The sequence below is a fragment of the Allobosea sp. TAB14 genome (assembly GCF_052113865.1).
Classification (GTDB): Bacteria; Pseudomonadota; Alphaproteobacteria; order Rhizobiales; family Beijerinckiaceae; genus Allobosea; species Allobosea spartocytisi.
Map to the genome: position 1 here is coordinate 1 of NZ_JBFRDQ010000037.1, position 26,873 is coordinate 26,873.

Annotated in this window: 25 protein-coding genes and 1 pseudogene; 16 read left to right on the forward strand and 10 right to left on the reverse strand. The window is 64.0% G+C overall.

Annotated elements, in window-relative coordinates:
• A partial coding sequence (locus AB4Y99_RS07805) for an alpha/beta fold hydrolase (protein WP_441522926.1) occupies positions 1 to 682 on the reverse strand: 682 nt, incomplete at its 3' end.
• Between the two features lie 150 nt (positions 683 to 832).
• Here AB4Y99_RS07805 and AB4Y99_RS07810 point away from each other — a divergent pair.
• The 5 genes from AB4Y99_RS07810 (at position 833) to AB4Y99_RS07830 (ending at position 6,489) form a co-directional block, all read left to right on the forward strand.
• Complete coding sequence (locus AB4Y99_RS07810; protein ID WP_441471081.1) at positions 833 to 1,819, forward strand: GlxA family transcriptional regulator; 987 nt, start codon at positions 833 to 835, stop codon at positions 1,817 to 1,819.
• 185 nt (positions 1,820 to 2,004) lie between these two features.
• Positions 2,005 to 2,823 (forward strand): alpha/beta fold hydrolase, encoded by an 819-nt coding sequence (locus AB4Y99_RS07815; protein ID WP_441470821.1) that lies wholly within the window; start codon positions 2,005 to 2,007, stop codon positions 2,821 to 2,823.
• A gap of 174 nt (positions 2,824 to 2,997) precedes the next feature.
• Complete coding sequence (locus AB4Y99_RS07820) at positions 2,998 to 3,756, forward strand: SDR family oxidoreductase (protein ID WP_441470822.1); 759 nt, start codon at positions 2,998 to 3,000, stop codon at positions 3,754 to 3,756.
• 62 nt (positions 3,757 to 3,818) lie between these two features.
• Positions 3,819 to 5,069: an MFS transporter gene (locus tag AB4Y99_RS07825; RefSeq protein ID WP_441470823.1), complete on the forward strand. Its 1,251-nt coding sequence runs from the start codon at positions 3,819 to 3,821 to the stop codon at positions 5,067 to 5,069.
• 103 nt (positions 5,070 to 5,172) lie between these two features.
• The gene (locus AB4Y99_RS07830) at positions 5,173 to 6,489 is read left to right on the forward strand and encodes an MATE family efflux transporter (RefSeq protein ID WP_441522927.1); all 1,317 of its coding nucleotides are present in this window, start codon (positions 5,173 to 5,175) and stop codon (positions 6,487 to 6,489) included.
• Between the two features lie 94 nt (positions 6,490 to 6,583).
• Here the strand turns inward: AB4Y99_RS07830 and AB4Y99_RS07835 are convergent, their stop codons facing one another.
• The 4 genes from AB4Y99_RS07835 to AB4Y99_RS07850 all read right to left on the reverse strand — a co-directional run bounded on the left by AB4Y99_RS07835 (position 6,584) and on the right by AB4Y99_RS07850 (position 9,792).
• Positions 6,584 to 7,303: a hypothetical protein gene (locus AB4Y99_RS07835; protein ID WP_441470825.1), complete on the reverse strand. Its 720-nt coding sequence runs from the start codon at positions 7,301 to 7,303 to the stop codon at positions 6,584 to 6,586.
• Between the two features lie 28 nt (positions 7,304 to 7,331).
• The gene (locus AB4Y99_RS07840; protein ID WP_441470826.1) at positions 7,332 to 8,162 is read right to left on the reverse strand and encodes an alpha/beta fold hydrolase; all 831 of its coding nucleotides are present in this window, start codon (positions 8,160 to 8,162) and stop codon (positions 7,332 to 7,334) included.
• A gap of 102 nt (positions 8,163 to 8,264) precedes the next feature.
• Positions 8,265 to 8,897, reverse strand: coding sequence for a glutathione S-transferase C-terminal domain-containing protein (locus tag AB4Y99_RS07845; RefSeq protein WP_441470827.1), 633 nt, complete (start codon positions 8,895 to 8,897; stop codon positions 8,265 to 8,267).
• Positions 8,898 to 8,949: 52 nt separating this feature from the next.
• Positions 8,950 to 9,792, reverse strand: coding sequence for an alpha/beta fold hydrolase (locus AB4Y99_RS07850; RefSeq protein ID WP_441470828.1), 843 nt, complete (start codon positions 9,790 to 9,792; stop codon positions 8,950 to 8,952).
• A 273-nt stretch (positions 9,793 to 10,065) separates the two neighbouring features.
• Between AB4Y99_RS07850 and AB4Y99_RS07855 the strand changes: the two genes are divergently transcribed.
• Positions 10,066 to 10,290 carry a hypothetical protein gene (locus AB4Y99_RS07855; RefSeq protein WP_441470829.1) on the forward strand — a complete coding sequence of 75 codons (225 nt, stop codon included), beginning with the start codon at positions 10,066 to 10,068 and terminating at the stop codon, positions 10,288 to 10,290.
• A 76-nt stretch (positions 10,291 to 10,366) separates the two neighbouring features.
• The gene (locus AB4Y99_RS07860; protein WP_441522928.1) at positions 10,367 to 12,058 is read left to right on the forward strand and encodes an FAD-dependent oxidoreductase; all 1,692 of its coding nucleotides are present in this window, start codon (positions 10,367 to 10,369) and stop codon (positions 12,056 to 12,058) included.
• Positions 12,059 to 12,299: 241 nt separating this feature from the next.
• Here the strand turns inward: AB4Y99_RS07860 and AB4Y99_RS07865 are convergent, their stop codons facing one another.
• Together AB4Y99_RS07865 and bla are read right to left on the reverse strand one after the other, a co-directional pair.
• On the reverse strand, positions 12,300 to 12,959 hold the full coding sequence (locus AB4Y99_RS07865; RefSeq protein WP_142022882.1) for a uridine kinase family protein: 660 nt from the start codon (positions 12,957 to 12,959) through the stop codon (positions 12,300 to 12,302).
• Positions 12,960 to 13,320: 361 nt separating this feature from the next.
• Positions 13,321 to 14,214, reverse strand: a complete 894-nt coding sequence (gene bla, locus AB4Y99_RS07870; protein ID WP_082617698.1) for a class A beta-lactamase — start codon at positions 14,212 to 14,214, stop codon at positions 13,321 to 13,323.
• 103 nt (positions 14,215 to 14,317) lie between these two features.
• Between bla and AB4Y99_RS07875 the strand changes: the two genes are divergently transcribed.
• From AB4Y99_RS07875 to AB4Y99_RS07885, 3 genes and pseudogenes are all read left to right on the forward strand, one after another.
• The gene (locus AB4Y99_RS07875) at positions 14,318 to 15,181 is read left to right on the forward strand and encodes a LysR family transcriptional regulator (RefSeq protein ID WP_061971247.1); all 864 of its coding nucleotides are present in this window, start codon (positions 14,318 to 14,320) and stop codon (positions 15,179 to 15,181) included.
• Between the two features lie 248 nt (positions 15,182 to 15,429).
• Positions 15,430 to 15,876 (forward strand): annotated as a pseudogene (locus AB4Y99_RS07880) (alpha/beta hydrolase family protein).
• A gap of 112 nt (positions 15,877 to 15,988) precedes the next feature.
• Complete coding sequence (locus tag AB4Y99_RS07885) at positions 15,989 to 16,345, forward strand: DUF2200 domain-containing protein (RefSeq protein WP_061971248.1); 357 nt, start codon at positions 15,989 to 15,991, stop codon at positions 16,343 to 16,345.
• Positions 16,346 to 16,539: 194 nt separating this feature from the next.
• On the opposite strand, the gene AB4Y99_RS07890 is transcribed toward AB4Y99_RS07885, so the two are convergent.
• Both AB4Y99_RS07890 and AB4Y99_RS07895 read right to left on the reverse strand, forming a co-directional pair.
• Positions 16,540 to 17,781 carry an MFS transporter gene (locus AB4Y99_RS07890; protein WP_061971250.1) on the reverse strand — a complete coding sequence of 414 codons (1,242 nt, stop codon included), beginning with the start codon at positions 17,779 to 17,781 and terminating at the stop codon, positions 16,540 to 16,542.
• A gap of 63 nt (positions 17,782 to 17,844) precedes the next feature.
• Positions 17,845 to 19,260: an amidase gene (locus tag AB4Y99_RS07895; RefSeq protein WP_441522929.1), complete on the reverse strand. Its 1,416-nt coding sequence runs from the start codon at positions 19,258 to 19,260 to the stop codon at positions 17,845 to 17,847.
• A gap of 170 nt (positions 19,261 to 19,430) precedes the next feature.
• Between AB4Y99_RS07895 and gcvA the strand changes: the two genes are divergently transcribed.
• The 3 genes from gcvA (at position 19,431) to AB4Y99_RS07910 (ending at position 22,530) form a co-directional block, all read left to right on the forward strand.
• Positions 19,431 to 20,306 carry a transcriptional regulator GcvA gene (gene gcvA / locus AB4Y99_RS07900; protein ID WP_061971254.1) on the forward strand — a complete coding sequence of 292 codons (876 nt, stop codon included), beginning with the start codon at positions 19,431 to 19,433 and terminating at the stop codon, positions 20,304 to 20,306.
• 439 nt (positions 20,307 to 20,745) lie between these two features.
• Positions 20,746 to 21,321: an isochorismatase family protein gene (locus AB4Y99_RS07905; protein WP_142022880.1), complete on the forward strand. Its 576-nt coding sequence runs from the start codon at positions 20,746 to 20,748 to the stop codon at positions 21,319 to 21,321.
• 201 nt (positions 21,322 to 21,522) lie between these two features.
• Positions 21,523 to 22,530, forward strand: a complete 1,008-nt coding sequence (locus AB4Y99_RS07910) for a zinc-dependent alcohol dehydrogenase family protein (protein WP_142022879.1) — start codon at positions 21,523 to 21,525, stop codon at positions 22,528 to 22,530.
• A gap of 1 nt (position 22,531) precedes the next feature.
• On the opposite strand, the gene AB4Y99_RS07915 is transcribed toward AB4Y99_RS07910, so the two are convergent.
• Positions 22,532 to 23,407, reverse strand: coding sequence for a LysR family transcriptional regulator (locus AB4Y99_RS07915; protein WP_142022878.1), 876 nt, complete (start codon positions 23,405 to 23,407; stop codon positions 22,532 to 22,534).
• Between the two features lie 111 nt (positions 23,408 to 23,518).
• On the opposite strand from AB4Y99_RS07915, the gene AB4Y99_RS07920 reads away from it, so the two are divergent.
• From AB4Y99_RS07920 to AB4Y99_RS07930, 3 genes are all read left to right on the forward strand, one after another.
• A complete protein-coding gene (locus AB4Y99_RS07920) occupies positions 23,519 to 24,265 on the forward strand; it encodes a pirin family protein (protein ID WP_142022877.1) in 747 nt (248 codons plus the stop codon).
• 186 nt (positions 24,266 to 24,451) lie between these two features.
• Positions 24,452 to 25,063: a glutathione S-transferase family protein gene (locus AB4Y99_RS07925; RefSeq protein WP_441522930.1), complete on the forward strand. Its 612-nt coding sequence runs from the start codon at positions 24,452 to 24,454 to the stop codon at positions 25,061 to 25,063.
• A gap of 59 nt (positions 25,064 to 25,122) precedes the next feature.
• Positions 25,123 to 26,873 (forward strand): FAD-binding oxidoreductase (locus tag AB4Y99_RS07930; protein WP_441522931.1); only part of this gene is annotated, 1,751 nt, incomplete at its 3' end.

A 26,873-nucleotide genomic window follows, 5' to 3' on the forward strand; every position in this document is an offset into this window, starting at 1 on the left:
GATAGGCCCTGACATAGTCCGCGGCCTCGATCCAGCGCCGCCCCAGTGAGGACAGGCGGAAATCTTCCATAGCCTCGGCCGGTGGGGTCGCACGCGTCAATCGGGTGATCGTGCCGACGACCTGGGCGCCGCCGTCGGGCTCGCCATACGTCCCCGGCTTCGCCTCGATCAYGCTCCGCAAGCCCTTGCCGAGCAGGCCCATGTCGACGCCGCCGCTGCCGACCACGAGGCTTTCGAACAGGTCGGGCCGGGTGGCCGCCGCGAACAGCATCGCCGAGGTGCCCACGTCGGGACCGATGGCATGCCACCGTGCGATGCCGAGCTCTGCGGCCAGGCGGATGACGAATTGCCCCATGGCTGCCGGCGACATCAGTTCGGAGCGATGATCCGAGCGCCCGAAGCCCGGGAGATCGACCGCAATGACGGGGCCGAGCTGCATCAGGTCGTCCCAGATCGCGTGAAATGCGTAGATGCTCTGCGGCCAGGGCGCAGTGATGAGGATCGGTAGGCCGAGCCCCGGGCTTCGCAGAATCCGAAGCTTATACCCCTCCACGGGGATGAACCCAGGCTTGAGAGGATCAAAAATGGCTTTGACCATGATGCCGCCTCGCTGATGCACCTTGCGGGATGTAGACGGATATTCGGCGGCTCGATCCGTCAAAGACACGCCGATTTGGGACAATCCGCGCGATCCGTCAGCCTTGTGTCTTGAAGCCTGCGCGCCGCTGGCTATGTCGCCCAATGGTGGCCGACTGGCGTGACGGCTTTCGAGCCCCGCTCTGCCGTGCATGAAATCATGCTATCAAGCGAAACCGGTGAGGTGGAGGTGCGGATGAGACATGTCGGCTTCATCATGGAAGACGGTTTCCAAGTCATGGGCTTGGCTGCCTTGTCTGCATTCGAGTTCGCCAACCTGCAGCTTGGCCGCCACGCCTACTCGGTCTCCGTCATGTCGGAGAGAGGCGGGGGCATCTTATCTACCTTGGGCATGAAGGTTGAAACCGTCCCGCTAGGGGAATTTCCCGACACCCTCATGGTTCTCGGCGAGTTGCGTCCGCGGCCCCTTACGACGGCGTTGCGCGATTACATCGCCGCTGCCGGCCAGCATTCCCGCCGTGTCGCTGGCGTCTGCACAGGCGCATTCGCGCTGGCGGAAGCAGGTCTGCTCGATGGGAAATCAGCCACGACGCACTGGGCCCATGCCAAGACGCTGCAGGAGCGTTACCCCGCCGTGCGGGTCGACGACGACCGCATCTTCATCAAGGACGGCAATGTCTGGACATCGGCAGGAATGAGCTCCGCGCTCGATCTAGCCCTGGCGCTGATCGAGGATGACTATGGCGCGGAGCTGGCCCGGGGAGTCGCGCGCCGGCTCGTCATCTATCATCGGCGGCCCGGTGGCCAGTCGCAGTTCTCGGCCTTGCTTGAACTTGAGCCGCGCTCCGATCGCGTGAAACGAGCGCTCGTCTATGCCAAAGAGAATCTCCGCAACGCCTTGACCGTCGAGGAACTCGCGGATGCGGCGAGCCTGAGCCCACGGCAGTTCACCCGCGTGTTTCGCGAAGAGACCGGGCAATCCCCGGCGAAGGCTGTCGAGCGGCTGCGCCTGGAGGCGGCGAAGGCGATGCTGGAGGATGGCAGGCATCCGATGGATATCGTCGCTCGCGATACCGGCTTTGCCGATCGCGATCGGATGCGCAGGGCTTTCCTGCGCTTCTTCGGGCACCCGCCGCAGACGCTGCGTCGCAATCTACGCCTGGCGGAAGCGCAGGAACAGGCAGGCGACGTGACATCTGGCATGGCCGAGGCTGGCGAGTAGTTCCCCGGCCAGCGAAGCCATCGCACCCAACTCGGTTCGCATAACGCGTCAGGTGCCGCTCCGGCAGCCAAAAGAAGACGCCATGGCGGCGGCCATGTCCGGAATTGCCGCCTTGTTGACTTAGGAGCGGACGACTGTGGGGCCTAGCTTGTCTCGACCGTCAAGGTCGAACGCCGGAGGCAAGCGTGGCCGTCAAATCCGAGATCAATGCGCTGGAAACATCCTTCGGGCGGTTGGCATGGCGTGAAGACGGACCGATCGGCGGTTTGCCGCTGGTCCTCCTTCAGCGCTTCCGCGGCACGATGGACGATTGGGACCCGGCCTTCATCGCGGCGATCTCACAAGACAGGCGGGTGATCCGCTTCGACAGCGTGGGCATAGGGCGCTCCGATGGGAGCGTGCCGGAGACGGTCGCGGGACTCGCCGCCGTCGCGGCCGAATTCATCCAGCGTCTCGGCTGCTCGCAGGTCGATCTGCTCGGCTGGTCGCTGGGTGGCGTGGTCAGCCAGCAATTCGCCCTCGATTTCCCGGCGCTCGTCCGCCGGCTCATCGTGGCGGGGTCGAGCCCGGGGCCGGTCGCCGACGGTCCGCAGCAGCATCCGCGAGTGCCGCAGATCATGACAAAGCCGGAAAACGACGCCGACGATTTCCTGTTCCTGTTCTATCCGGAGAGCGAAAGCGCGGTCGCTGCCGGCCGCAGCTCGCTCGCCCGCATCGCCACGGCGCCAGGTCGGGGGCCGCCGGTCAGCGCTGTGTCGTTCATGGGGCAGGTTAAGGCGGTGTCGAGCTGGCCTGGCGTACTGCACCGCGCCAAGGAGCTGAGGCTGCCGATGCTCGTCGCGAACGGCGCTCACGACGTGATGCTGCCGGCCTATCGTTCCTATGTGCTCTCGCAGCAGGCGCCAGATGCCAAGCTGGTGCTTTATCCGGACGCGGGACACGCCTTCCTGTTTCAGCACATCGACGACTTCGCGGCCGAGATCGATCGCTTTCTCGAAGGCTGAGCCCAGCCCGCAGACCGCGCGGCCGTCAACGTTCGGCGATAGCGAGATTTCGCGACGCAATGTCTCAAATCGACGCTTATGTGTCATTTGAGACATTGCGATTGTTTGCGATTGTCGGTCCATCGGCGGCGGGGAGTGCCCGGTCTGCCTCAACGAGAGATACCAGGTGACGCCATGCAGATGACCGGCAACACGATCTTCATCACCGGGGGGACCTCGGGCATTGGGCGGGGCCTGGCCGAGGCATTCCACAAGCTCGGCAACAAGGTGATCGTGGCGGGGCGCCGCCGGGCGCTGCTCGACGAGGTGACGACGGCCAATCCGGGCATCGATGGGATCGAACTCGACATCGCCGATGCCGCCGATATCGAACGGGTGGCTGGCCGCCTGACGCAGGCCTATCCGACCCTGAACGTGCTGATCAACAACGCCGGCATCATGCCCTTCGACGATGCGGGCGGCACGATCGACGATGCGACGTCGCGCAAGATCATCGACACCAATCTGCTCGGGCCGATCCGGCTGACATCGGCGCTGATTGGGCATCTGAAGGCCCAGCCACGTGCGACGGTGATCCACAACACCTCCATCCTGGCCTATGTGCCGCTGGCGACAACGGCTGTGTATTCGGCCACAAAGGCAGCCCTGCACTCCTATGCGCTGTCGCAGCGCTTCATGCTGCGCGAAACCGGCGTTTCGGTGCAGGAGATCGCGCCACCCTGGGTCGATACCGACCTCATCAAGAAGAGCGGCGACTCTCGCGCCATGCCGCTCGACATCTTCATCGAAAAAACGATGGCCGGTCTCGCCACCGAGGCGGCAGAGGTGATCGTCGACGAGATTAAGGCGCTGCGGGATAACCCAGGCAGCGGTGAGCACGCGCTGGTGCAGGGCTTCAATCTCGAACTGATCGCCAATCCCATTCCGGTCTGATCCGTAGAGGCGCCCCCATGTCGGTCCGGCAGGGGGAGCCTGCGGCGTTTGGAGCGCTCTCGATGATTCATGACAAGCCGCTATCCTCCGCGGCTAAGGCCCCCGCCGCCGTCGAAGCGATGGCGTCGAAGCCGGTTGAGGAAGGCTCTCTTCTGCCCCCGGCCTTTCTCGCGCTCGGCACCTTCGCCATCGGAACCGAAGGGTTCATGATCGCGCCGCTTCTGCCGACCATCGCCGACGACCTCGGGATGAGCCTCTCGGCGACGGCCACGCTGGTCGTCGTCTTCACGCTCGTCCTTGCCGTAAGCTCGCCGATCTCGACCGTCTTGACCGCGAGCTTGCGGCGGCGCGATACGCTGCTTCTCGCCATGGCGATCTTCACCGCCGGGAACCTCATCGCAGCGCACTCCTCGTCCTTCGCGGCGCTGATGCTCGCCCGCATCATGATGGCGGTCGCGTCGGGGCTCTACATTCCGGGAGCGAACTCGCTGGCGGGAGTCATCGTACCTGCGGGCAAGCGCGGACGTGCGCTCGCCATCGTCAGCGGCGGCATGACGATCGCCATCGCGCTCGGCCTGCCTCTCGGCGCCATCGTCGGCCATGCTTTCGGCTGGCGAACCACCTTTCTCGCCGTGGCTGCGATGGGACTCGTCGCGATCGTCGGAATCGGTCTCGGGATTCGCTCCGACGCCGGGTTCGGGATTGCGGTGGCGAGCCTGAAGCAACGGCTCGGGGTGGTCCGGCGCCCTGCGATCCTTCGCCTCCTCGCCGTAAGCCTGTTCTGGGCGATCGGCGCCTTCACGGCCTACCCCTACATCGCTCCCTATCTGAAGGCGGTGCTCGGTTTCGGTGCCACCGGAATCAGCGCGACGGTCTCGATGTGGGGCCTCGCCGCAGCGATCGGCGTCACGGTCGGCGGCACGCTGAACGACCGCTTCGGATCGAACCGGGTGGTGCGGAGCTCTCTCATCGCTCTTTCAATCTCCTTTGCAGCTCTCGCCGTTGCGACGTTGTTGGCGCCGGCAGGGGCCCTCGTAGTCGCGCTCCCTGCCATCGCGGCCTGGGGCTTCAGCGTGTGGTCGCTGTTTCCTGCCCAGATGGCGCGGCTGATCGCGGCCGGGCCAGTCTCGGAGGCATCCGTTGCGCTCGCGCTCAACACCTCGACCACGTATCTCGGCTTCTCCATCGGATCGGCGATCGGTGCCGGTATCATCGGTATCGGCGCGGTCTGGGCCATCGGCGCGATGGCGGCGCTGGCTGAACTGGTGGCGATGATGCTCGATCGACGCGGGGCAGCCCATGCGACGCGGTGACGACGCCTCTGCGCCGGGGGCGCCCGGCTCACTGCCCGGTTCCTCGGCCGAGCTCGCGAACCGCGCGGGGTCGGCTGTGCCCGTCGATCCGCGCACCAGACGCATGCTCGAAGCGCCCGTGCTGCCGCTGCTGGTCCGGATGGCCTGGCCGAACGTGCTCATCATGCTCGCCCAGGCATCGAGCGGGCTGATCGAGACCTGGTTCGTGGCCAAGCTCGGGACGGAGGCGCTGGCGGGCATGGCGCTCGTGTTCCCGACCGTCATGCTGATGACGATGCTCTCGAACGGCGCGATCGGCGGCGGCATTTCCTCGGCCGTGGCGCGTGCGCTCGGCTCCGGACAGCGCGCACGGGCTGACGCTCTCGTCCTGCACGCGATCGTCTTGAACCTCGCCCTCGGCCTCGGCTTCTCGGCCCTGTTCCTCATCTTCGGCCGGCCGATCTATCGTCTGCTCGGCGGCTCCGGCGGCGATCTCGAGGCGGCCTTGACCTATTCGGGCGTCGTCTTCGCCGGCAATGGCCTGATCTGGCTGATGAACGGGCTCGCCAGCGTGATCCGCGGCACGGGCAACATGGCATTCCCGGCCATCGTCAGCTGTGTCGGAGTCGCCCTGCTGATCCCGATCTCGCCCCTACTGATCTTCGGCTTCGGCCCCATTCCGGCTCTCGGCATCGCGGGAGGAGGGGTGGCGCTGCTCACCTTCTACGCCGGCGGAACGCTCGCCATGGCGTGGTACGTCCTCTCGGGGCGCAACCCGGCGCGGTTCCACTGGGTGCGCCTGCATTGGGAGCCGCTCGCCGGCATCCTGAAAGTCGGCGCGCTCTCGGCGCTGCAGTCGCTCCAGACCAACCTCATCGTCGCTGGCGCGACCGCGATCGTCGCCGCCGCGGCCGGGGTGGATGCGGTCGCGGGCTTCGGGACAGGCGTCCGGCTCGAATATCTGCTGGTCCCAGTGATCTTTGGCATCGGCGCGCCGATGGTCGCGCTCGTCGGCACCAATATCGGCGCGGGCCAGCGCGAGCGGGCACTGGAGATCGGGCTGAGCGGAGCGGGCCTGTCCTTCGCGATCACCGAAGTCATCGGTATCGTGGCCGCGCTGTTTCCCGCCGCCTGGCTCGGGCTGTTCAGCGCCGAGCCCGCGATGATCGCGACCGGCAGCGCCTATCTGCGGATCGTCGGCCCCTTCTACGGCTTTTTCGGGCTCGGACTGTCGCTCTACTTTGCCAGCCAGGGCGCGGGAAAGCTGCTCTGGCCGCTGGGCGCCGGCGCGCTTCGCCTCGTCGTCGCACTGCTCGGCGGCTGGCTTGTCTTGCGGCTCACGGGTTCGCTCGAAGCCTTCTTCGCCTCGCTGGCGCTCGCACTCCTGGCCTATGGGCTGGCGATGTTCGCTGCGGTGAAGGCGGGCGTCTGGTTCAAATAGCCCGGATCCGGAGTCGTGCACCGGAGTGGGCGAACCATTGGCGAGCGGATCATGCGCAGGGCCGCGGCATAGAGGCAGCGGCCCTGCTGCGGAATCAGGCCAGCCGGATGTCCGAAAGGTCGATCGAGACGACCAGCGGCTCGGCAAGCGAGGTTCCATCCGGCTGACGCGGGTAGATGCGCCGCTCGGTCGGGAAGCGGAGACCCTGCACCTCGACATAGCTGCCGATATAGTGTGCGCCCGGCGTGTTCCCGGCGATCTCGACATCGTAGTCGTGACGCTTCAGCAAGCCGGCATCGTCGACGTAGAGCGTCTGCACGGTGCTGTGCGTGGCGATGTCGGAGGGAAACGCCACTTCGAGCTTCTGCCAGGTCTCACCCTTCTCCCGCCACTCCCCGACGGATCGGCTGACGACGCCGGGCGCAGCCAGCAGGAACGGCATGTTGAGATAGGTCCACATCGCAATCCCGGCGAAATAGGCCAGTTGAGGCTCTGTCCATGGTGTTTCGAGCGTATGCCCGGCGAAGGAGGCGCGAGGCTCGTCCAGCTCCTCGACGATCTTCCCGGCGGCGTCCCTGATCTCGACGCGGCCCGGCTCGAAGCGGGTCACCTTGCCCTCCGGCCCGAACGGCGAATGAGAAGCCCACTCCCGCCCGAGCCCGACCGTGACGTTCGTCTCGTCTAGCTTGCCGCCATGCCCCTTGAGCGGCCAGAGCACGCCGCCCTGCCGAAGGTGGGCGGTCAAGGTGGTGAAATTCTTCCATCTGTCGAGCCCGCCATGGGCATCGATGATCTTCCGTGCCAGAGCGTCCATGTCGTCATCCTGTCGTTTGCTGTGTAGTTCAGGCGCCGAGAAAGGTCTCGACATGCGAAACGAATGTTTCCGGATACTGGAGCARCGCGCCGTGGCCTGAATCCGGATAGATAATCAGCGTGGTGCTGCTCATGTTCTTGAACATCTCGTAGGCATTGATCGACGGGAACATCGTGTCGTCGCTGCCATGGACGATGAGCGTCGGCTGTCGGATCGCCCTGAGCGAGGCGTGATCCGGGTCCGGCTCCGCGCACCAGCGGATGATGGCCTGCGCCTGCGGGTTGCTGACGGCCTCGCCCCGGTCCGGATCACGGTCGCTCGTCCGGGCGCCGGCGCGGTCGATGAAGGCGGCGCCGGCGGCCTGGCTGGCTTCGGACGGCGTGAAGAAGAGGGGAAGCCTGACGTCGCGTGCGTTCCGGGCGAAGGCCTCTTCGACCACTTGCAGCAGATGCTCCTCGCCGCCGCGCGGAGCCGTACCGGCGAGGATCATCCGGCGGACATCGACCGCGCCGCGCGTCGCCATCACCTGGGCCAGAAAGCCGCCGAGCGAGAAGCCAAGGAGATCGACCTGCTTCAGGCCGAGCGCTGCGATGAAGGCTTCGGCATCGGTGACCTGCTGCTCGACGCTGTCAGGTGTTTCGCCGGAGGAGGTGCCGACGCCGGCATTGTTAAAGGCGATCACCGGCCGCCGCGCCGCCAGCGCATTGACCACCGCCGGATCCCACGCGTCCATTGTGCCGGTGAAGTGCTGCAGCAAAACGAGCGGAATACCCGCCTCCGGCCCGAGCCGGCGATAGGCGAAGCGCACACCGCCGCTATCGATATAGCGCGTCGGAGTCCGTTCGAGAGTATCAGGCATGGTCGGTTCCTTTCGCTTCGAATGAAGATGAGCCCTTCCGAAAGCGGTGGCGCCTGCGCAGCCGCTCGAAAGTTGTTCGGGTTTGTGTCGGCGGATGGACGCTCAGGGTGCCGGTGTCGGATCGTCGAGGCTGACCATGCCGCGTCCTTCGGCGTGAAGCGCGGCCTTGACCGAATGCCTCGTTCCGACCAGCCGAAGGAAAGCCGCCAGCCGGGGATAGGCGTCGAGCGCTATGCCGTAGAAGCGCGTCCAGCTGGCGATGACGAAGAGATAGGCGTCGGCAGCGGTGAAGGTTTCACCGGTGAGGAACGGGCCAACCATCCCTTGTTCGGCGAAGGCGAGACGTCCCCGGATGCGGGCGAGGACGAGCTCGCGCATCGGCGCGTCGATCTTCCAGTTGAGCGGGATGAAGCTCTTGTGCAGCTCGGCGGCGACGAAACTTTGCCACTCCATGACCCGGTAGCGCGCCATGGTGCCGGGAGCAGGCATGAGATCGCGTCGCTCCGCCCGATCGCAGATGAATTGCGCGATCACCATGTTCTCGGTCAGCCGCTCGCCACCGGGAAGCTCCAGCAGCGGCACCATGCCTCTGGGAGCCACGTCGCGATAATCCGAGCCGTCCGCCCGCTGCTTTGCCGTCACGTTGACGACCTCGAGATCGAAGGGCTCCCCGATCTCGCGCAATAGGATGTGCACCGAGAGCGAGCTCGCACCCGGATGGACATAAAGCTTCATGCAACAGCCCTCCTGGCAGGTGCCTCGGCACGAGTGCCGAGGCACCGCTTCATCAGGCCTTCACGAAGGCGAGCAGATCCGGATTGATCACGTCGGCATGGGTCGTGAGCATGCCGTGCGGATAGCCCTTGTAGAGCTTCAGCGTGCCGTTCTTCAGCAGCTTCACTGCCTTGAGGGCGGCATCCTCGTAGGGCACGACCTGGTCGTCGTCGCCGTGCATCACCAGCGTCGGCACGTTAATGGCCTTCAGGTCCTCGGTCTGGTCGGTCTCGGAGAACGCCTTGATGCCGTCGTAGTGGGCCTTGGCCGAACCCATCATGCCCTGGCGCCACCAGTTCTGGATCGTGCCCGGGATCGGCGTCACGCCCGGCCGGTTGAAGCCGTAGAACGGCCCGGTCGGCACATCGAGGAAGAACTGCGCGCGGTTGGCCGCGAGCGCGGAACGGAAGCCGTCGAACACCGCCATGGGCAGTCCTTCGGGATTCTTTTCGGTCTTCACCATGATCGGCGGGATAGCCGACACGAGAACCGCCTTGGCCACGCGGCCCTGCGGCTGACCGAACTTGGCGACATAGCGCGCGACCTCGCCGCCACCGGTCGAGTGGCCGATATGCACGGCATTGCGCAGATTCAGGTGCTCGGCCACCGCGGAGGCGTCCGCAGCATAATGGTCGATGTCGTGCCCTTCGCTGACTTGCGATGAGCGACCATGACCACGCCGGTCATGCGCCACCACGCGATAGCCGTTGTGAAGGAAGAATAGCATCTGCGCGTCCCAATCGTCCGATGACAGCGGCCAGCCATGGTGGAAGACGATGGGCTGGGCGTTCTTCGGTCCCCAATCCTTGTAGAAGATCTCCACGCCGTCCTTGGTGGTGACGTAAGCGGCGCTCATGGCATGTGTTCCTTTCGATGCTTGGACAGTGGAGAAGGGAGTAGCGAAGGCGGGGGCCGGAAGAATTGCGGCTGCCGCTATACCGACCGCTGCGGTCAGGACCGTGCGGCGRCTCTCGGTGGAACCTGGATAAGACATGACGGTGGCCTCGAAAAACTTGCTCCAAAGAGCAGTAAAGCCAATCCGGATTCACTGACGGACAAAGAAGCCTGAGATCGGGACATATCGACCTCTGCCGCTCGTAGGAGCCGACGATGCGTCGAGAGAGTGCGGGTGCGCCTGACGGGCTTCGCTCCGGAGGCGCTCACGCTGATGGGGGCCATGAACCTCGCGGCGCTCAATATCGCCAACGCCATCGGCGCCTGGGCGGGCAGCGTGACGATTGCGGCCGGCTACGGCCCGCTGTCCGCTGTATGGGCGAGCTTCGGGCCGACGCTCCTGGCCCTTCTGGTCTTCGCGCCCATCTTGCCGAAGGCGCCGCAGTTCGCGCCGGCGTGATTGCGGTCAAGCTCCTCATCTGGTCGGATGGCGTCGCGCGCGAGAAGTGGCATAGGCCCGATACGGAGGTCACCCCATGGCAATCGGCGATGCTCGGCGAGAGCAGATTTTTCCGACACTGTCCGCCCTTCAGATTGCGACGTCGCGTCGCTTCGCCAGCGGCGCACCGCGCCGCTTCGGTCCGCGTGAGGTCGTCTACGAGATCGGCGCCCGCGACGCCCCCTGCTGGCTGATTCTCGATGGCTCGGCTGACGCGATCCGACGCGGCGCGGCCGGCCGGTCGTCGCTGGTCACGACCTACGGTCCCGGCCAGTTCACCGGCGAGACCAATCAGCTCTCGGGCCGTCCATCCCTCATGTCGGTCGTGGCGGGGGATGCTGGTGCGGTCGCGATCCCTTTTGATGCGCCGCATCTCCGCGCGCTCGTCATCGGATCGGCGGATGTCGGTGAAACGATCATGCGCGCCTTCATCCTCCGGCRCGTCATGCTGATCGAGGAGGGGCAGACCGGCGGCGCAGGATCAATCCTGGTCGGACGCCGGGATGATCCGGGCATCGTCCGGTTGTCGGGTTTTCTCACCCGCAACGGCTACCCCCACACCGTCATTGCCGCGTGCGAGCCGGAGGGGCGCGAACTCGTCGAACGGCTCGGCGTCGCCCCCGAAGACCTGCCGCTGATGATCTGCCCGAACGGCACATTGCTCAGAAGCCCGAGCAATGCCGATGCCGCGACCTGTCTCGGCATCACGCCGGATCTCGATCCGAAGACTGTCCATGACGTGGCGGTCATCGGGGCCGGGCCAGCCGGGCTTGCCACTGCCGTCTATGGCGCATCCGAAGGGTTGTCGGTCCTGGTCCTGGACAGCCGCGCCTTCGGCGGCCAGGCGGGCGCGTCCGCCCGGATCGAAAACTATCTCGGCTTTCCGACCGGCATCTCCGGACAAGCCCTCGCGGGCCGGGCGTTCAATCAGGCGGCGAAGTTCGGCGCCGAGCTTGCCATTCCGCTGACCGTCGAATTGCTCCGCTGTCACGGAGCGGATGCGGAAGCCCCGTTCACCCTCGAGCTCAGCAATGGAGGCACCGCGCGGTCGCGCACCATCGTGATCGCCTCCGGAGCGCGTTACAGGCAGCCCGACATTCCCAACATCGAAGCGCTGGAAGGGGCGGGCGTTTCCTACTGGGCATCGCCCGTCGAGGCGCGGTTGTGTGCCGGCGAGGATGTCGTCCTGGTTGGCGGAGGAAACTCGGCGGGCCAGGCGGTTGCCTATCTCGCGCCGCAGGTCAGGCATCTGCACCTGGTGGTGCGCCGCCCCCTCGAGCAGACCATGTCCCGGTACCTGATCGATCGGATCGCGGCCTTGCCCAACGTCGAACTCCATGTGGACAGCGAAATCGTCGATTTGCACGGCGACCGGGCGACTGGCCTGACCGGGACGAGGTTTCGGGACCGCCGGACAGGTGCGATCCGGGAGTGCACATCACACCACCTCTTCCTGTTCATCGGCGCCGATCCCAATACGCACTGGCTCGACGGCTGTGTGGCGCTCGACGCAAAGGGCTTCGTTCTCACGGGGGAGCGCGCCGGCGACGGCGAGCGGCTGCCGCTCGAAACCAGTTGCCCAGGCATCTTCGCCGTCGGAGACGTGCGGGCCGGTTCGACCAAGCGGGTCGCCGCCGCCGTTGGCGAAGGCGCCGCCGTCATCGCCCAGATTCATTCCGTCCTGACACGGAACGTCGGGCCCGCATTGAATGCGGTGCGGCAAGCTTGATGGAGCGTGGCCTCTGCATCGCGTCACGGCCAGCGGAGTTGAGGTGCATGCCCGGTCCCAAGGAGTTTTGAAAGCCTCCGAGTGGCGGGACCGAAACGCGCCATAAGCGGAACTTGCAACTCTGCCAGAAAGCCGACATTCCGCGGTGCCGGTCGAGACAAAAGCTCGTCGAGCCGGTTCGCGTGTCAGCGCAGGGATCTCTGCCACAATTTTTCAGCAGCTTCATCAGGTCCAATCACGGTCAATCATCCGAATTGGCCGCGTCGAAGACCGCATCGAACCGGACCAGGGGCATAACCTCACGGAAGTAGTGCTCTTCGGCTTCATGCCATTGGCGCTCCCAGGGACCTATAATGCCCTCTCTCACAAGCAGTCTTGCTTTGCGGAAAGCGTCTGAAGCTGTCACGAGAACTTTCATGTCGATGAGGTCCGCGAGTTCCGGCCGAGCCGAATAGACGCCCTCGAGGATAACGACGGATCGCGGTGAAAGCTCAGACACGCTTGACTGCAACCTGCCGTCAAAAGCTTCCCAATCGAACGCGCGCCAACTGGCAGCGCGACCCTGCCGCAAGGCGCCCAGCACAGCGCGCTGGCGGGGCCAGTCGATACAGTCGGCAGCGCGGATGGCGGGGGCATCTGATCGCAACCCAGTGCCGCCGGCAAAGAAGTCGTCACCCTCAATGAGCGCCGCTCCCACCTTATCTGCTAGCAGCGCTGCCAGAGTCGACTTGCCCACGCCGCTGCGTCCGTCGAGCGCAATCACATAGGGCCCATCCGCCTTGGCCGCGTGCAAGTGGATCTGACGAGCGAATGTGCTGGTATCGGAGAAATGCATCAGCGTCTGGCTTCCTGGTAAGTCCGGCGCGATACGCCTCGGATGAAGAAGCTGCTGTCCCGCCATGCCGGTCAGCGTTCCCGTGCAACACTCTGCAAGCAGGTGGCTCTTTCCTCGTTTAGTTATAATCGACCCAGCTATTCTGCGGCGGGATCAATCTCCGCGAGGAACCATTCTCTGAAAGCGCGTATCGCACGGGCTTCCGGTCGCGATTTGAGGCGTGAAAGCCATTATGCATCGGTGGTACCTCCAATTATAGCGGTTGTCGCAGCGTGATCCATGCGCGGGCATCATCGTGGATCACGTTCGACTCGCATCCATCGTGCGCTATCAATGGGCATTCGACTTCCACCGACAACCGTTACCCCGACCTCAGTGGTTGCAGTTTGCCACGGAAAATATCGGCGAATGCTGACGACCGGCTCCCCTAGCGAGATGGAAGCCCGAATGCCTTCATGGCTTGACGCGTCGCATCCGCTACGACGGCATCAATGGCGCCCGGTGTTGCGTCTTGTGCGCCCGTGAAGAACACGCAGATCAGGATCGATGGTCCGCTTGGCGGCCAAATGATGCCGATATTGTTGTGCGTCCCCCGCGCGCCCGTGCCGGTCTTGTGGCCGACGGTGTAGCCGGCGGGGACGCCGGCCTTGATCCGGCCGGCCCCGGTGGGTGTCTCGGTGATCCAACGCGTAAGCAACTGCAGGTGCGCCGCTGAAAGCAAGTTGCCGCGCAAGACGCGGTCGAGGTTGGCCACATATTGCTCGGCCGTCGTGGTATCGCGCATATCGCCGGGCAAGGCGCTATTCAGCTCAATTTCCAGTCGATCCACGCGCGTGACGTGGTCGTCAATGCTGCCATACCACTGCTGGAAGGCAGCCAGTCCGCCCATTTCGCGGATCAGAATATTTGCCGCGGGGTTGTCACTAACCTCGACTGTCGCTTTGCACAGCTCTTCCAGCGTGAGCGTTCTGCCGATGGCCGGCTGCGTGACCGGCCCATGCGGCACCATGTCGGCAGCCGTGATCGGGACGTCTCGGTCTAGCCGATCGCGCCCCTGCTGCACGGTCTGCATCACATAAGCTGCGAGAAACAGTTTGAATGTCGAACAGAAAGCGAAGCGTTCGGTTGAGCGCCAGCCGACCCGCTGGCCGTCCCGCGTCGCGAAAAGCCCGAGACGGCCTCCATGGCGGGCTTCAAGAGACTTGAGATCGAGACTAGTCCCAGGAGCAGCCGCGGCATGCCCGGCGCCGACTAGAGTGGCGCCGGCGCCGATCAAGAATGAGCGCCGGTCCGCAAGGAAATCAATGGTGCGAGTTGTCATGTGCGTTGCGTCTCCAGAGGGAGGCGCAGAGGTAGCGAGGCCGCATGGCCCTAGCCAAATGATCGTTACTCAGATTTGATATGAATAAAATTGGGGCTTCTGGATGGATGTTTCGAGATTGCCGCTCATCGCGCTGCGCGCCTTTGAAGCGTCGGCGCGGCTCGGTAGCCTGACCAAGGCGGGGATGGAGCTGCGCGTGGGCCAGACCGCAATAAGCCATCAGATCAAGCTGCTTGAGAAAGATCTCGGCTTCACGCTGTTCGAGCGCTTGCCGCGTGGCATCGCTCTGACCGAGGAGGCGCAGGCGCTGCTGCCGGTGTTGACGGATGCGCTACGTCGGGTCAGCGACAAGGTGCACCAACTGCGTACCGGCGGCACGGCCGAGATTCTCACGATCGGCGTGGTCAGCAGCTTCGCCCTCGGGTGGCTCCTGCCGCGCCTGCAGGACTTCAACGCGCGGCACCCGCAGATCGAGGTGCGGATCAAGACGAACAACAACCGTGCCGACACGCTCCTCGACGGCCTCGATCTTTTCATTCGTTTCGGTGACGGTGCCTGGCACGGCACAGAGGCGGTCGAGCTGATGCAAGCCCCGCTCGCTCCGGTCTGCAGCCCTGGCCTCGCCATGTCAGTCCGCACTCCGGCTGACCTGCTGGCCCAGCACCTCCTGCGCTCATACCGCCAGGACGAATGGCCGCTCTGGTTCCTTACCGCGGGACTGACCCCGCCGGTCGCGCGGGGCTGGATTTTCGATAACTCGCTGGCCTTGGTCGAAGCGGCAGCGCAAGGTCTCGGTGTTGCGCTGGTCCCCGCCGCGATGTTCTCGCGCGATATCTCTTCCGGTCGGATTGTACAGCCTCTCGACGTCGGTATCGTTACCGGGGCCTACTGGATGACGCGATTGAGGTCACGGACCGAAACCGGCGCCATGGTGGCCTTTAAGAGGTGGATTGTCGCCGAGCTTTAAGCTGAGCATGGAGACGATTGTTTTCAAAGGCGTGCGCCAACAATGGACACTAGTGGTCAGTGTGAAAGCGGGCAGAGATCTGGACAACGCAACCGAAGAGCCGGCACTGACCTGAGAGAGAGGCACGGGCCCGGCCGCAAGCCGAACAGTGCCGAAGGAGTCGCCGCCACTGCTCATTGGGAAGGCTCCGACGCGGGAGATCTGCTGCGGTAAGTTTGCGGCTGACAGCGGCCCCGTGGGACAGCGCAATGTTTCTTTTCGACGGCCCCGACCAGGCCGACGTGACGATCCTCCTGGCGCATGGGGCCGAAGCTCCGATGGGCTCGCGATCAATGACGGCGTCCGCAAATGCCTTAGCCGGAGAGGGCTTTCGCGTTGCCCGCTTTGAGTTCGACTATATGGCGGCGGCGGACCGCAGTTGGGCGCATGCCGTCGGCCCGCGCTGAAAAGCTAAACCCGCGATATATCGCTGCCGTCGACGCGCTCGGCAGGGAGAGCTTGTTATCGGTGGCAAGTCGATGGGCGGGCGCGCCGCGAGCATGGTCGCGGACACGCTGTTAGAGAGTGGACGGATTCGTCGCCTTCTTTGCCTCCGTTATCCTTTCCATCCGCCCGGCAAGCCGGAGCAATTGCGCACCGGCCACCTTGTCGATCTGAAAAATCCCACCCTCATTGAGCGGCCGATCATCTCGTGACCATGTCCGACGCAACTCTTACCTGGGCCGGGCAGCTCAAACCCCCGGCAGGGTCGCGATATGAAGATGGACATCGGGAAACGCCACGAGCAGCGCCGGGAAAGAGCAAGTGATGACGCAGCACCGCATCTACAGAATGAGCTTTGCCAAGATTTATCCTCTTCTGGTCGCCAAGGCGGAGAGGAAGGGGCGCACGAAGGTGGAGGTCGACCAGATCATCCACTGGCTGACCGGCTACGGCCAAGAGGCACTTGCCTCTCAGCTGGCGAAAAACTCGGACTATGAGACCTTTTTCGCCCAGGCGCCGGCACTCAATCCCGCGCGCCTCAGCATAAGGGGAATTGTCTGCGGTGTCCGCGTCGAGGAAATCGCCGAGCCAGTGATGCGGGAAATCCGCTACTTGGACAAGCTCATCGATGAACTCGCCCGAGGGAAGGCGATCGACAAGATCTTATGCCGTCGACCATAGTCAGCGCGCTTGCCGGGGGGACGCCATTCTTAGATTTTGGACAAGGAACCGAACCTGTTCGCGTATAGCGACGCCCTTCAAGGGCGCGCGCTCCGGGTCACCAAATACGCTGCGTTAGACTGCGAAGGAGTGTTCGGAGGTGCGGCCAAGGCGACCGAATTCCACCGCGGCTCAATAGGGTGGGATGGATTGGCTCATCTGCTCACCCTGCCAGCGGAGGCTCGACGTGCCGCCAGAAACATGACGGCAGCGGCACCGGCGTTTGCGAGAGCGCTGACGGCAATGGGTATGACGTAGCTATGGCTGCGATCGTAGATGAAGCCTGCCGCGCCTGGGCCAACGAGCGTGCCTAGGGCAACGCTCGAATAGAGCACCCCGATGATGCGGCCGGCATGACGCGCACCGAACAGATCGGCGACCACTGCTGGCAAAATCGCGACCCACCCTCCGTAGAAGAGACCGAAGATCAACGCAAACAGTATGAGCTGGCTCAAGGAGCCACCAAGGATCCAGGTCGGAAGTGAGGCGGCCATGCCAATGTACATGGCGATCAGGAAGCTCTCGCGGCCCATCCTGTCCGCGATGCCGCCGAGGAAGAAGCGGCCGATCGTGCTGCCGATGCCGATGGCACCAAGCAGCCAGACTGCCGCCGAAGCGGGAACACCATGGTCGACCGCGTAGGGCGCGAGATGCACGAACGGTACGAAGACACCAAGCGCGCTCAGGAACGACGCAAGATAGAGCCCCGCAAATCGTCGCGTCCGGATTGCTTGGCCCACGGGCGTATCATTGCCCGCCTGCAGGGAGCCAACGACGATGGTACGTGTGATGCCGTCGGGCTGCAGGCCGCGGCGGCCAGGCTCGTCCTCCATGACGAACGCCGCTGCCAGGCCGACCACGATCGCGAGGACGCCGAGCGTGGTGTAGGCGTTCCGCCAGCCGATGTCCGCGATCAGCCAAAGCGCGAACGGCGGCATCACGAGCGTCCCGACGCCAATGCCGCTGACCGCCAACCCGGATGCGAGACCACGGCGCTTGACGAACCAGCGTTGCACAGCGCCAAGTGTGGGCACATAGGCACAGCCGACACCGACGCCGATACCGATGCTATAGGCCGCATAGACCTGGAGAATGGTTTGCGCCTGTCCGGCCAGAATGAGGCCGAGGCCGACTAGCGTCATTCCGATTGCGGAAAGCGCCTTCACGCCGATTCGATCCGCGAGCGGCGCGGAAACGATGCCGAGCGAGAAGTACATAAATCCGGCCAGCGAAAAAACCGCCGAGACCGAACCGCGCGATGCCGCGAACTCGTGCTGGAGCGAGTCCAGGAACGAGCTGAATGTGTATGCGCTCCCGAAGCCGACGAAGGTTATGACGAAGGCTGCGGCGACCACAAGCCAACCGTAAAAAATCGCCGATTGCCTTTCCAGGTTCATGATTATCCTCTGTTGGCGGGCCGAGCCGTCTCGGCGTGCGATATGCGGGCCGCTCCCAAGACCTTAGGATCGCTTCGGGCCACTGAGGCCCGGTTGACGACGATGCCAGGACGTTGCGCCCTGAAACGCTGCGCCGAGAGCAAGAAGCGCGCTTTCGTCGAACTCGGCAGCGATCAATTGCAGGCCGATGGGCATGCCTTCCACCGAGGCGCTCCCGGGGAAGGCCAGCGTTGGATGGCCGCTCATGTTGAAGGGGCAGGTGTAGCGTTGCAGCTTGGCGATCAGCTCCGGCTGCTCGCCAAGGGTTGCGATCGTCTTCAGCGTGAGCGGCGCGAAAGGATGGACGGGCGTCAGGATGGCGTCGACCGATGATAGCAGGGCCTCGACCTGGCCACGGAATGCCGCGCGGCGACGAAGGATTTCCTGATAGGCCATCCCCGAAACGGCCATTCCGTTCTCGATGACGGACGATAGGATGGCGCCATACTGTTCCTTATGGAGGGCATAGGGCGCTTGATGGGCAACTGYCGCTTCAACCGCGCAGTTCGGTGTCCAGTCCGCCACGATCTGGCGGACATCGGGAAATGACACCTCGGCGATCTCGGCGCCCAGGTTCGAGAATATCGCGCAGGCTTCCGTCAGTGCGGCCTGTGTCCAATCGTCGACGTCTTCGGAGTTCCAGTGCGGGTCGATCCCGATACGCTTGCCGCGTACATTCCCGCTTGCGTCGGCCAAGTAGTCGGGAACCGGACGAACGCTCGTCGTCGGGTCATTGAGGTCATGCCCGGCAATGACATTGAGGATCGCCGCGACGTCGATCACGTTCCGGGCAATCGGGCCGATATGGTCGAGCGAGGGAGCGAGGTCGAATGTCCCATAACGGCTGACGCGCCCCCAGGTCGGCTTCAGGCCGCTGACGCCGTTGGCGGCCGAGGGCCAACGGATCGACCCGCCCGTGTCGGACGCGATGGCGCCGAAGCACAGGCCGGCGGCGGTCGCGACCGCTGATCCGCTGGAGGAGATGCCCGCCCAATAGTCGCCGTTCCATGGGTTTTGCACTGGCGGAATCGATGGGTGGTAGTCGGAATACGCCCCCTCGGTGAGCTGGGTCTTGCCGATCAGCACTGCCCCTGCGTCGATGAGCTTTCGCACGACGGTCGCATCGCGCGCCGGCACATAGTCCTTATGGACCACGGTGCCGGCCGCCGTTGCGACGCCCCTGATCCAGCAAAGGTCCTTTACGGCTATGGGAACGCCATGGAGGGGGCCCCGGTGGATTCCCGCCTCGATCTCGCGGTCGGCAACCTCCGCCTGGCGGAGGGCGCTCTCGTCCAGGACGCTTGCATAAGCCTGCAATTCACCATCAAGACGCCGAATGCGCGAAAGGAGCGCCTCGGTGACATCCTTTGAGGCGATGGCGCGGCGAGAGATAAGCTCTCCGACCTCTGTGAGACCATAGAACTCCACGTTGAAAGACATCCGATCCAACCTCTCCAGCGGCCACGCACGACAGTCTATGATTTAGAATTCATGCGATTCTTGGCGGCTTGCTTGCAGCATTGACGCTTGATATCGGCGGGAATTATGCTGACGCTCGCTGCTTGGACAAACCAGAAGACTTAACCCTGATGAATCAGATTTTCTAATTCATGCCGAGTCGATTGCCTCCCCTTAACGCGCTGAAGGCATTCGAGGCCGCTGCCCGCCACCTCTCGATCAAACTGGCCGCGGAAGAATTGTGCGTGACGCCGGGGGCCGTCAGCCAGATGATCCGGGTTCTGGAGGAAAATCTCGGCGTGAAGCTCTTTGAGCGGGTGACGCGAGGGATTTTTCTGACTGACGCGGGCCGCGATTATCTGCCATCGATACGCAATGCATTCCGCCAGATCGCCGGTGCATCCGAGCGGATCGCAGCCCAGCTGGATTCTGGGCTGCTCACTGTCAGCACCACGCCCTTTTTTGCATCGGCATGGCTGGTGCCGCGATTGTCATCCTTTCGAACGGCGCAGCCCAGCATCGATCTGCAGATCGTCACCAGCAATGCACTGGTTGATTTTTCTCGCTCGGACACGGATGTTGCGATCCGCCATGGGATGGGCCGATATCCCGGACTTCGCAGCGACCGCGTCGTCACGGTCGAGATGATCGCCGTGGCCACCCCCGATCTGATCGACCGAGCCGGCCGTCCGAACCGGCCATCGGATCTCGTGCGTTGGCCGCAGGTTCACGATGCCGAACGAAAGGGCTGGAGCCTGTGGTTTGACACGCACGGCGTTGCTGAAAGGACGACTGCGCGTGGCCTCTCCTTCGATGACAGCGGCCTCTTGCTAAAAGCGGTGCTCGCCGGTCAAGGCGCGGGACTGCTCCCGGCTGCCCTGCTTGAGGATGAACTGCGCGACGAGCGTTTGATCCAGTTGTTTCCGCCCGCTCGAATGGAGGAGTTTGCCTATTATCTCGTCTGTCCGGACAACCGACAGCAGCAGCCCAAGATCGCAGCGTTCCGGGATTGGATCTTGAACACATGACGGCAAGAGGGGACGGAGTTACATCCTCAGGTACTGACTTCAGCAGAGAGTAGATATCCACGCTTCAACTGACCAAGGCCCCGTTAGGGTGGTGGGAAATTGCCATTGGCGACAGCGGGCTAGCGCCAAATGCTGACATTGGACTGACGCCCAAAAGCAGACCTTCTTTAGACTGGCGTTGGTCTCATGGAGGCAAGCGGCCGATCCGGGCGCGATAGGCTTTGGTTCGTTACCGTGAGTTGAACAGCTTGGGCTTAGCTCCTCCGGTGGCCCGATGCGTTCCTGCCTGAGGAACGCAGAAGTCCTCGTTACGAATCTAGTGTTCCTCGTTGAGAGCGGCGATTTTCTCCTTGTCCCCGGCAGAAGACATGAGGTCGGTGCTTGAGGACAGGGCGAGGCGCCTATGCCTTGCCACTTATCGAGACGGCGGAGAACGACCATGCACAAGAATGTTTACACTCCCGAGAATGCAGCGATGCTGCTGATCGATCATCAGGTCGGCACTATGTCGTGGACCCACTCCCACGACATCAATCTGGTCAAGGCCAATGCTGTGAAGTTGGCGAAGATCGCGGTCGGCGCCGATATCCCGGTGCTTCTGACCGTCAGCATGGAAGATCATGCGCAAGGGCCGCTCATTCCCGAGCTTCAGCAGATCCTGCCGGAGGCTTACGCGAAGCGCATCAAGCGGCCCGGTATCGTCAATGCGATGCATCACGACGGCTTCAACGCTGCGGTCAAGGCGCTTGGCCGCAAGAAGCTGATCGTCGCAGGGATCACGACCGAGATCTGTGTCCTCTTCCCGGTGCTGCAGATGTTGGACGAAGGTTACGAAGTGCAGGTGGCGGCAGATGCTTCGGCCTCCTACACCAAATATGGCGACGACCTCGCCTTGCGCCGGATGGAGCGTGCGGGCGCGGTGATCATAACGCATGACCAGTTGATTTCGGAGCTGGCCGTCGACTGGAGCACGCCACTGGGCCAGCGCCTGTCCGGCATCCTGGCTTATCACTGAGCGCTACTTGCCGCGCTCGTAAGCCCTTCCGGCCGAGAAGCGATGTCGTCGGCCCGCTTTCAGCTATGGCCATCCGGGCGGTATCGTACCTGCTCGTATGGCCATGGCGAAGACGATGGGCCTCTCTGGCGTTCGACCGAACCCTTCGCTCCCCCGTCATTTACCGCGCGGCGCCGCAACTCCTGAACGAAGGAACACCCCATGAAGGCGATGACCGTTGGTTCCCCGGCAACCCTGGAGACCCTGGGTTTCAGCGAAAAGCCGGACCCAGGCCAGCCCGGAGAAGGCGAGATCCGTGTCGCATTGCACGGTAGCTCACTGAACTTTCACGATTTGGGTGTGGTCACGGGACGCATGCCGGCGGAGGCTGGCCGTATCGCGCTAGCGGATGCCGGTGGAACGGTCGAGGCTGTCGGAAACGGTGTCACCGAGTTCGCAGTGGGAGACCGGGTGGTTTCCTGCTTCTTTCCCGACTGGCAAGACGGCGCGCCGACGATCGGCAATTTCGCGCGCACGCCCGGCGATGGGATCGACGGCTTCGCGACCGAGTTCGTTGTCACCCGCGCGACCGCCTTCACCCATGCGCCGCGCGACTATGATCATGTCGAGGCCGCGACGATAACGACGGCCGGTTTGACGGCATGGCGAGCCCTGATAGCCGATGGTGGTTTAAAGGCTGGCGATACCGTGCTGCTGCTCGGCACAGGCGGGGTCTCTATTTGGGCCTTGCAAATCGCAAAGGCGATGGGTGCGACCGCGATCGTCACGTCCTCGTCCGGCGAGAAGCTTGAGCGTGCACGCGACCTCGGCGCCGACCATGTCGTCAACTATCGGGAGGTGAAGGGTTGGGGCCGTGCTGTCGCGGATTGGACCGGTGGCCGGGGCGTCGACCACGTCCTTGAGCTGGGCGGTGCCGGCACTCTCGCCAACTCGATCGCGGCGGTCCGCGTAGGCGGGCACATCGCGCTTATCGGCACTGTAACAGGCGTCGCGGGCGACGTGCCGACCGCCGCACTGATGGCCAAGCAGGCGCGATTGCAAGGCTTGATCGTCGGATCGCGGCGGCAGCAGCAGGAGTTCGTGCGCGCCATCGATGTGACCGGAATCCGTCCGGTGGTGGACCGGCGTTTCCCGCTCGGCAAACTTGCGGAAGCCTTCCGCTTTCAGCAGTCCTCCGGCCATTTCGGCAAGATCGGCATCGAGTGGTAGGTCATTTCGCAGCCGGCCCGATCCTCTCGATGAGGATTTCCGTCAGCACCCTCACTTTGCGCGGGAGGTGCTGACCGGGCGGGCGCACGACGAAGATGCCAACCGATGGCAGCGACCACTCGATCATGATCGGCACCAGCCGGCCCGCCGCGACATAGCGCTCGGCAATCAACTGCGGCAGTGCCGCGATCCCGATGCCGGCCGCGGTCGCCTCGGCGATCGCCACGGCGCTGTCTGCCTTGAAGCGACCATGCGGGTGAATTTGCGTGACCGTGCCGTCGCGTTCGAATTTCCAGCTCTCCGTTCCGATCATCACCGCCGAATGACCGGCTACCTCCGCGGGAACCGATGGTGCCCCATGGGCGACCACATAGTCGGGGCTGGCAAAGAGCCTGACGGGCAGCGTGCCGATGCGTCTCGCCACCAGGTTTGAGTCCGGCAGATAGCCGACCCGGATACCGCAGTCGAAGCCCTCGCTGATGAGATCGACATAGCGGTCGTTGAACAGAGTGTGGACGTGCAGAAGCGGATGGCGCTTCGCCATCTCGGCAAGGACAGGCGCAAAATATTCGGGGCCGAAGGATGACGGTGCCGCCAATCGCAGCAGTCCGCGCAGTTCGCCCGAGGGCATGATCTCTTCGCGCGCGGCATCCAGCTCCGAACATATCCGAGCGGCGTGCTCCCGAAACGTCACTCCGGCCTCGGTCAGCGCCGCACCGCGGGTGGTTCGCGCCAGCAATTGTGCCCCCAGCTCTTCTTCCAGCCGCACCAGACGCCGGCTGACGATCGACTTGGCCAAGCCGAGACGCCTCGCGGCAGGCGATACCCCTCCGGCGTCAGCGACTTGAACGAAGGTCCTCAAATCGTCGACATCCATGGCGTTCCTCTTGCCGAAACTCAGCTGACCGTCAGACGTGGCTACTCGCCCRCATACAGCAACGCTACCTCTTCTGGCGAGAAGTCCATCCCGGACCTGAGGAGTGTCATCATGCAACCGACCAAAATCATGCCGTCGATCACACGGGGCGACTGGAAGCACGGCTTCGGCATCAAGGTGTTCTATCCGGGCTCCCTGTCGAACGAGGTCGACAGCGGCATCGGCGCGATCGGCCGGATTGACCGCGCTCAGATTCAGCCCGGACACATCATCGGAATGCATCCGCACAAGGATGACGAGATCTTCACCTACAAGAGGGCGGGCCGTATGCTTCATCTCGATACCGTCGGCAACCGCGAGGAGGTGACGCCCCGCCGTTTGATGATGATGAACGCCGGGCATAGCTTTCAGCACGAGGAACATGTCCTGGGCGACGAGCCCACGCAGGCGCTCCAGATCTTCCTGCGTCCGCGCGAGGGCGATCTGGAGCCGAAGGTTCAGTTCCACGAGATGGATGCGGAGCGCAGCGACGATGCCTGGCGGCTTCTCGTTGCCCCGCAGGGAGCGGCTTTCGAAGTTCGTTCGCAAGCGTGGGTTCGAGATGCGCATTTGCACGCCGGTCACACTCTGGCTTTGCCCGACGTCATAGCGCCCGGTTTCGTCAGTCTCCTCTTTGTCTTCTCAGGCAAGGTGCGCGTCGGCGACCTCGCGATCGATGCTGGAGAACTCTACCATCTTGGCGACAGCGAGGCTGGCATCGCGGCGGTTACCGACGCAGACATCGTTCTGTTTACCACTGATACCACGGCTCCGGTCTTCAAGGGCGGCATGTTCAGCGGGAACGTCGCGCAGGCATGATCGAGCGGCCGATATCGGGCCAATATTGGGCGTTTCGCCTGGATGGCCAGGCGCATGTGAATCGGCCATTCTTCCACGTCGCGTAACAATGAACTGCCGAGCTTGAGCATTCTGCAAGAGTGAAACCTGCGGCACCTTGGCGATGCGGATCGGGAACAGGCCCGTCCATCATCGCAGGAGTGAGCCGTGAAGCTCTATCATCATCCCCTTTCGGGCCATGCCCACCGCGCCCGTCTCTTCGCTTCTCTTCTGGGGCTGCCGCACGAACTCGTCGAGGTCGACCTCAAGGCCGGCGCGCACAAGAAGCCCGACTTCCTCCGGATAAACCCGTTCGGTCAGGTTCCCGCTCTAGAAGACGGCGAGGTCGCCATCGCCGACTCGAATGCCATTCTCGTCTACCTGGCCAAGAAGGCAGGACGGAACGATTGGCTTCCAGACGATGCAAAGGGCGCCGCCGCGGTCCAGCGCTGGCTGTCGGTCGCTGCAGGCGAGGTCGCCTACGGTCCGGCTGCCGCACGGCTCATCACGGTATTCGGGGCCAAGTACAACCCCGAGGAGGTCATCGCCCGCGCTCATGTGCTGCTGGCGAGGCTTGAGAGCCGGCTCGACGGTYGCGATTGGCTCGTCGGCGACGGCCCCACCATCGCGGACGTGGCGATCTACAGCTATGTTGCCCGCGCGCCGGAAGGCAATGTCGATCTGACCGGCTACCCGAATGTCAACGCGTTTCTGCGGCGCGTCGAGGCCCTGCCCGGGTTCGTACCCTTTGTGCAGACCCCCGTCGGCCTGGCTGCGTGACGATGTGCCGGAGCGCGCCCGCCGGCGCGCCCGGACCTTTCATTCGAAGGAGCGGGGACATGGATACGACACTCGCGAAGCTGCCTGTATGGCATGAGGGAGAACGGTATCTGCAGGAAAAGGCCGGCATGGCCGAACGCATGGCCGTCGCCGGGCAACGGGTGGTCCGTGACTTCATGCCGGACCAGCACCGCGAGTTCTATGCGCAGCTGCCCTTCATCGTGCTCGGCAGCGTCGATCCTGCCGGGGATGCCTGGGCAACGTTCATCGAGGGGCGGCCCGGCTTCATGTCGTCACCRTCGCCGACCGTTCTCGATATCGCAGCACATCCGGCCGCGGGCGATCCGGCGGCCGAGGGCATGGCGGATGGCGCTCCCATCGGGCTGCTCGGCATCGAAATGCATACCCGCCGCCGCAACCGCATGAACGGCTTCGTCTCGACGTCCGCCGCAGGCCTCAGCGTCGCGGTCGACCAGAGCTTCGGCAACTGCCCCCGCTATATACAGTTGCGGGATTTCTCGTTCAGCCGGGAGCCCGACATGCAGCCGGGGTTGATTGCCGAGAGCCTGGCGTCGCTGGACGATGCTGCGCGCGAGACGATACAGCGTGCGGACGCGTTCTTCGTTGCCTCCTATGCCGATCGAGGAGATCGCCGCCAGGTGGACGTCTCGCACCGCGGCGGCAAGGCCGGCTTCGTCCGCGTCGGCGAGGACGGAACGCTGACCATCCCGGATTTCGACGGCAACCTGTTCTTCGCCACCCTCGGCAACATTCATCTGAACGGTAAGGCCGGGCTGCTGTTCGTCGATTTCGAAACCGGCGATGTGCTCCAACTGACGGGAGACGCGGCGCTTGTTCTGGACTCGCCGGAGATCGCCGCCTTCCAGGGGGCCGAACGGCTCTGGACCTTCAAGGCGCGCCGGATCGTCCGACGCCGCGCCGCGCTCGCCCTGCGCTGGAACCTCCGGCAGAACGGCTGGTCTGCGAACTCGCTGATGACCGGCGATTGGGAGCAGGCCGCCGACCGGCTTCGGGCGGCGGAGCTGGCGACGCGCTGGAGGCCAGTGCGCATTGCGAGGATCGTCGACGAGAGCGCTTCGATCCGATCGTTTTATCTGCAGCCCACGGATGGAGCGGGACTGCTCGCTCACCTCGCCGGGCAGCACCTCCCGATCCGTCTGACGCCCAAAGGCGCCGAGCAGCCTGTGGTGAGAACCTACACCATGTCGGCAGCACCCTCAGATGGCGTCTACCGGATCAGCGTGCGACGCGACGGTCTGGTCTCGACCCATCTGCACGACAATCTGCGGGTGGGCGATACCATTGAGGCGCGCGCGCCTGCAGGCTCCTTCACCATCGACGCACGAGCGACACGTCCTGTCGTGATGCTGGCGGGTGGCGTCGGTATCACCCCGCTGCTCGCGATGCTCCGGCACATCGTCTACGAGGGGGTGCGCAAGCAGCGCATCCGGCCGGTCACCATATTCCAGGCCGCTCGTACCAAGAAGGATAGGGCATTCGACCACGAGCTTTCCGAGTTGGTCGCGGCTGCACAGGGTGCGGTCAAGCTGGTGCGCCTTCTCAGTGATACGACCGATGCAGAGCCAGAGCGTGATTACGACGTCTCGGGCCGGCTGGACGTGGCTGCGCTGAGTCGCTTCCTCCCCTTCGGCGATTACGACTTCTTCCTCTGCGGTCCGCCGTCCTTCACCCAGGCCCTGTATGATGGCCTGCGCGGCCTCAACATCGCAGACGACCGTATTCATGCCGAAGCCTTCGGACCGTCGTCACTCAAGCGCACGGCTCCGGC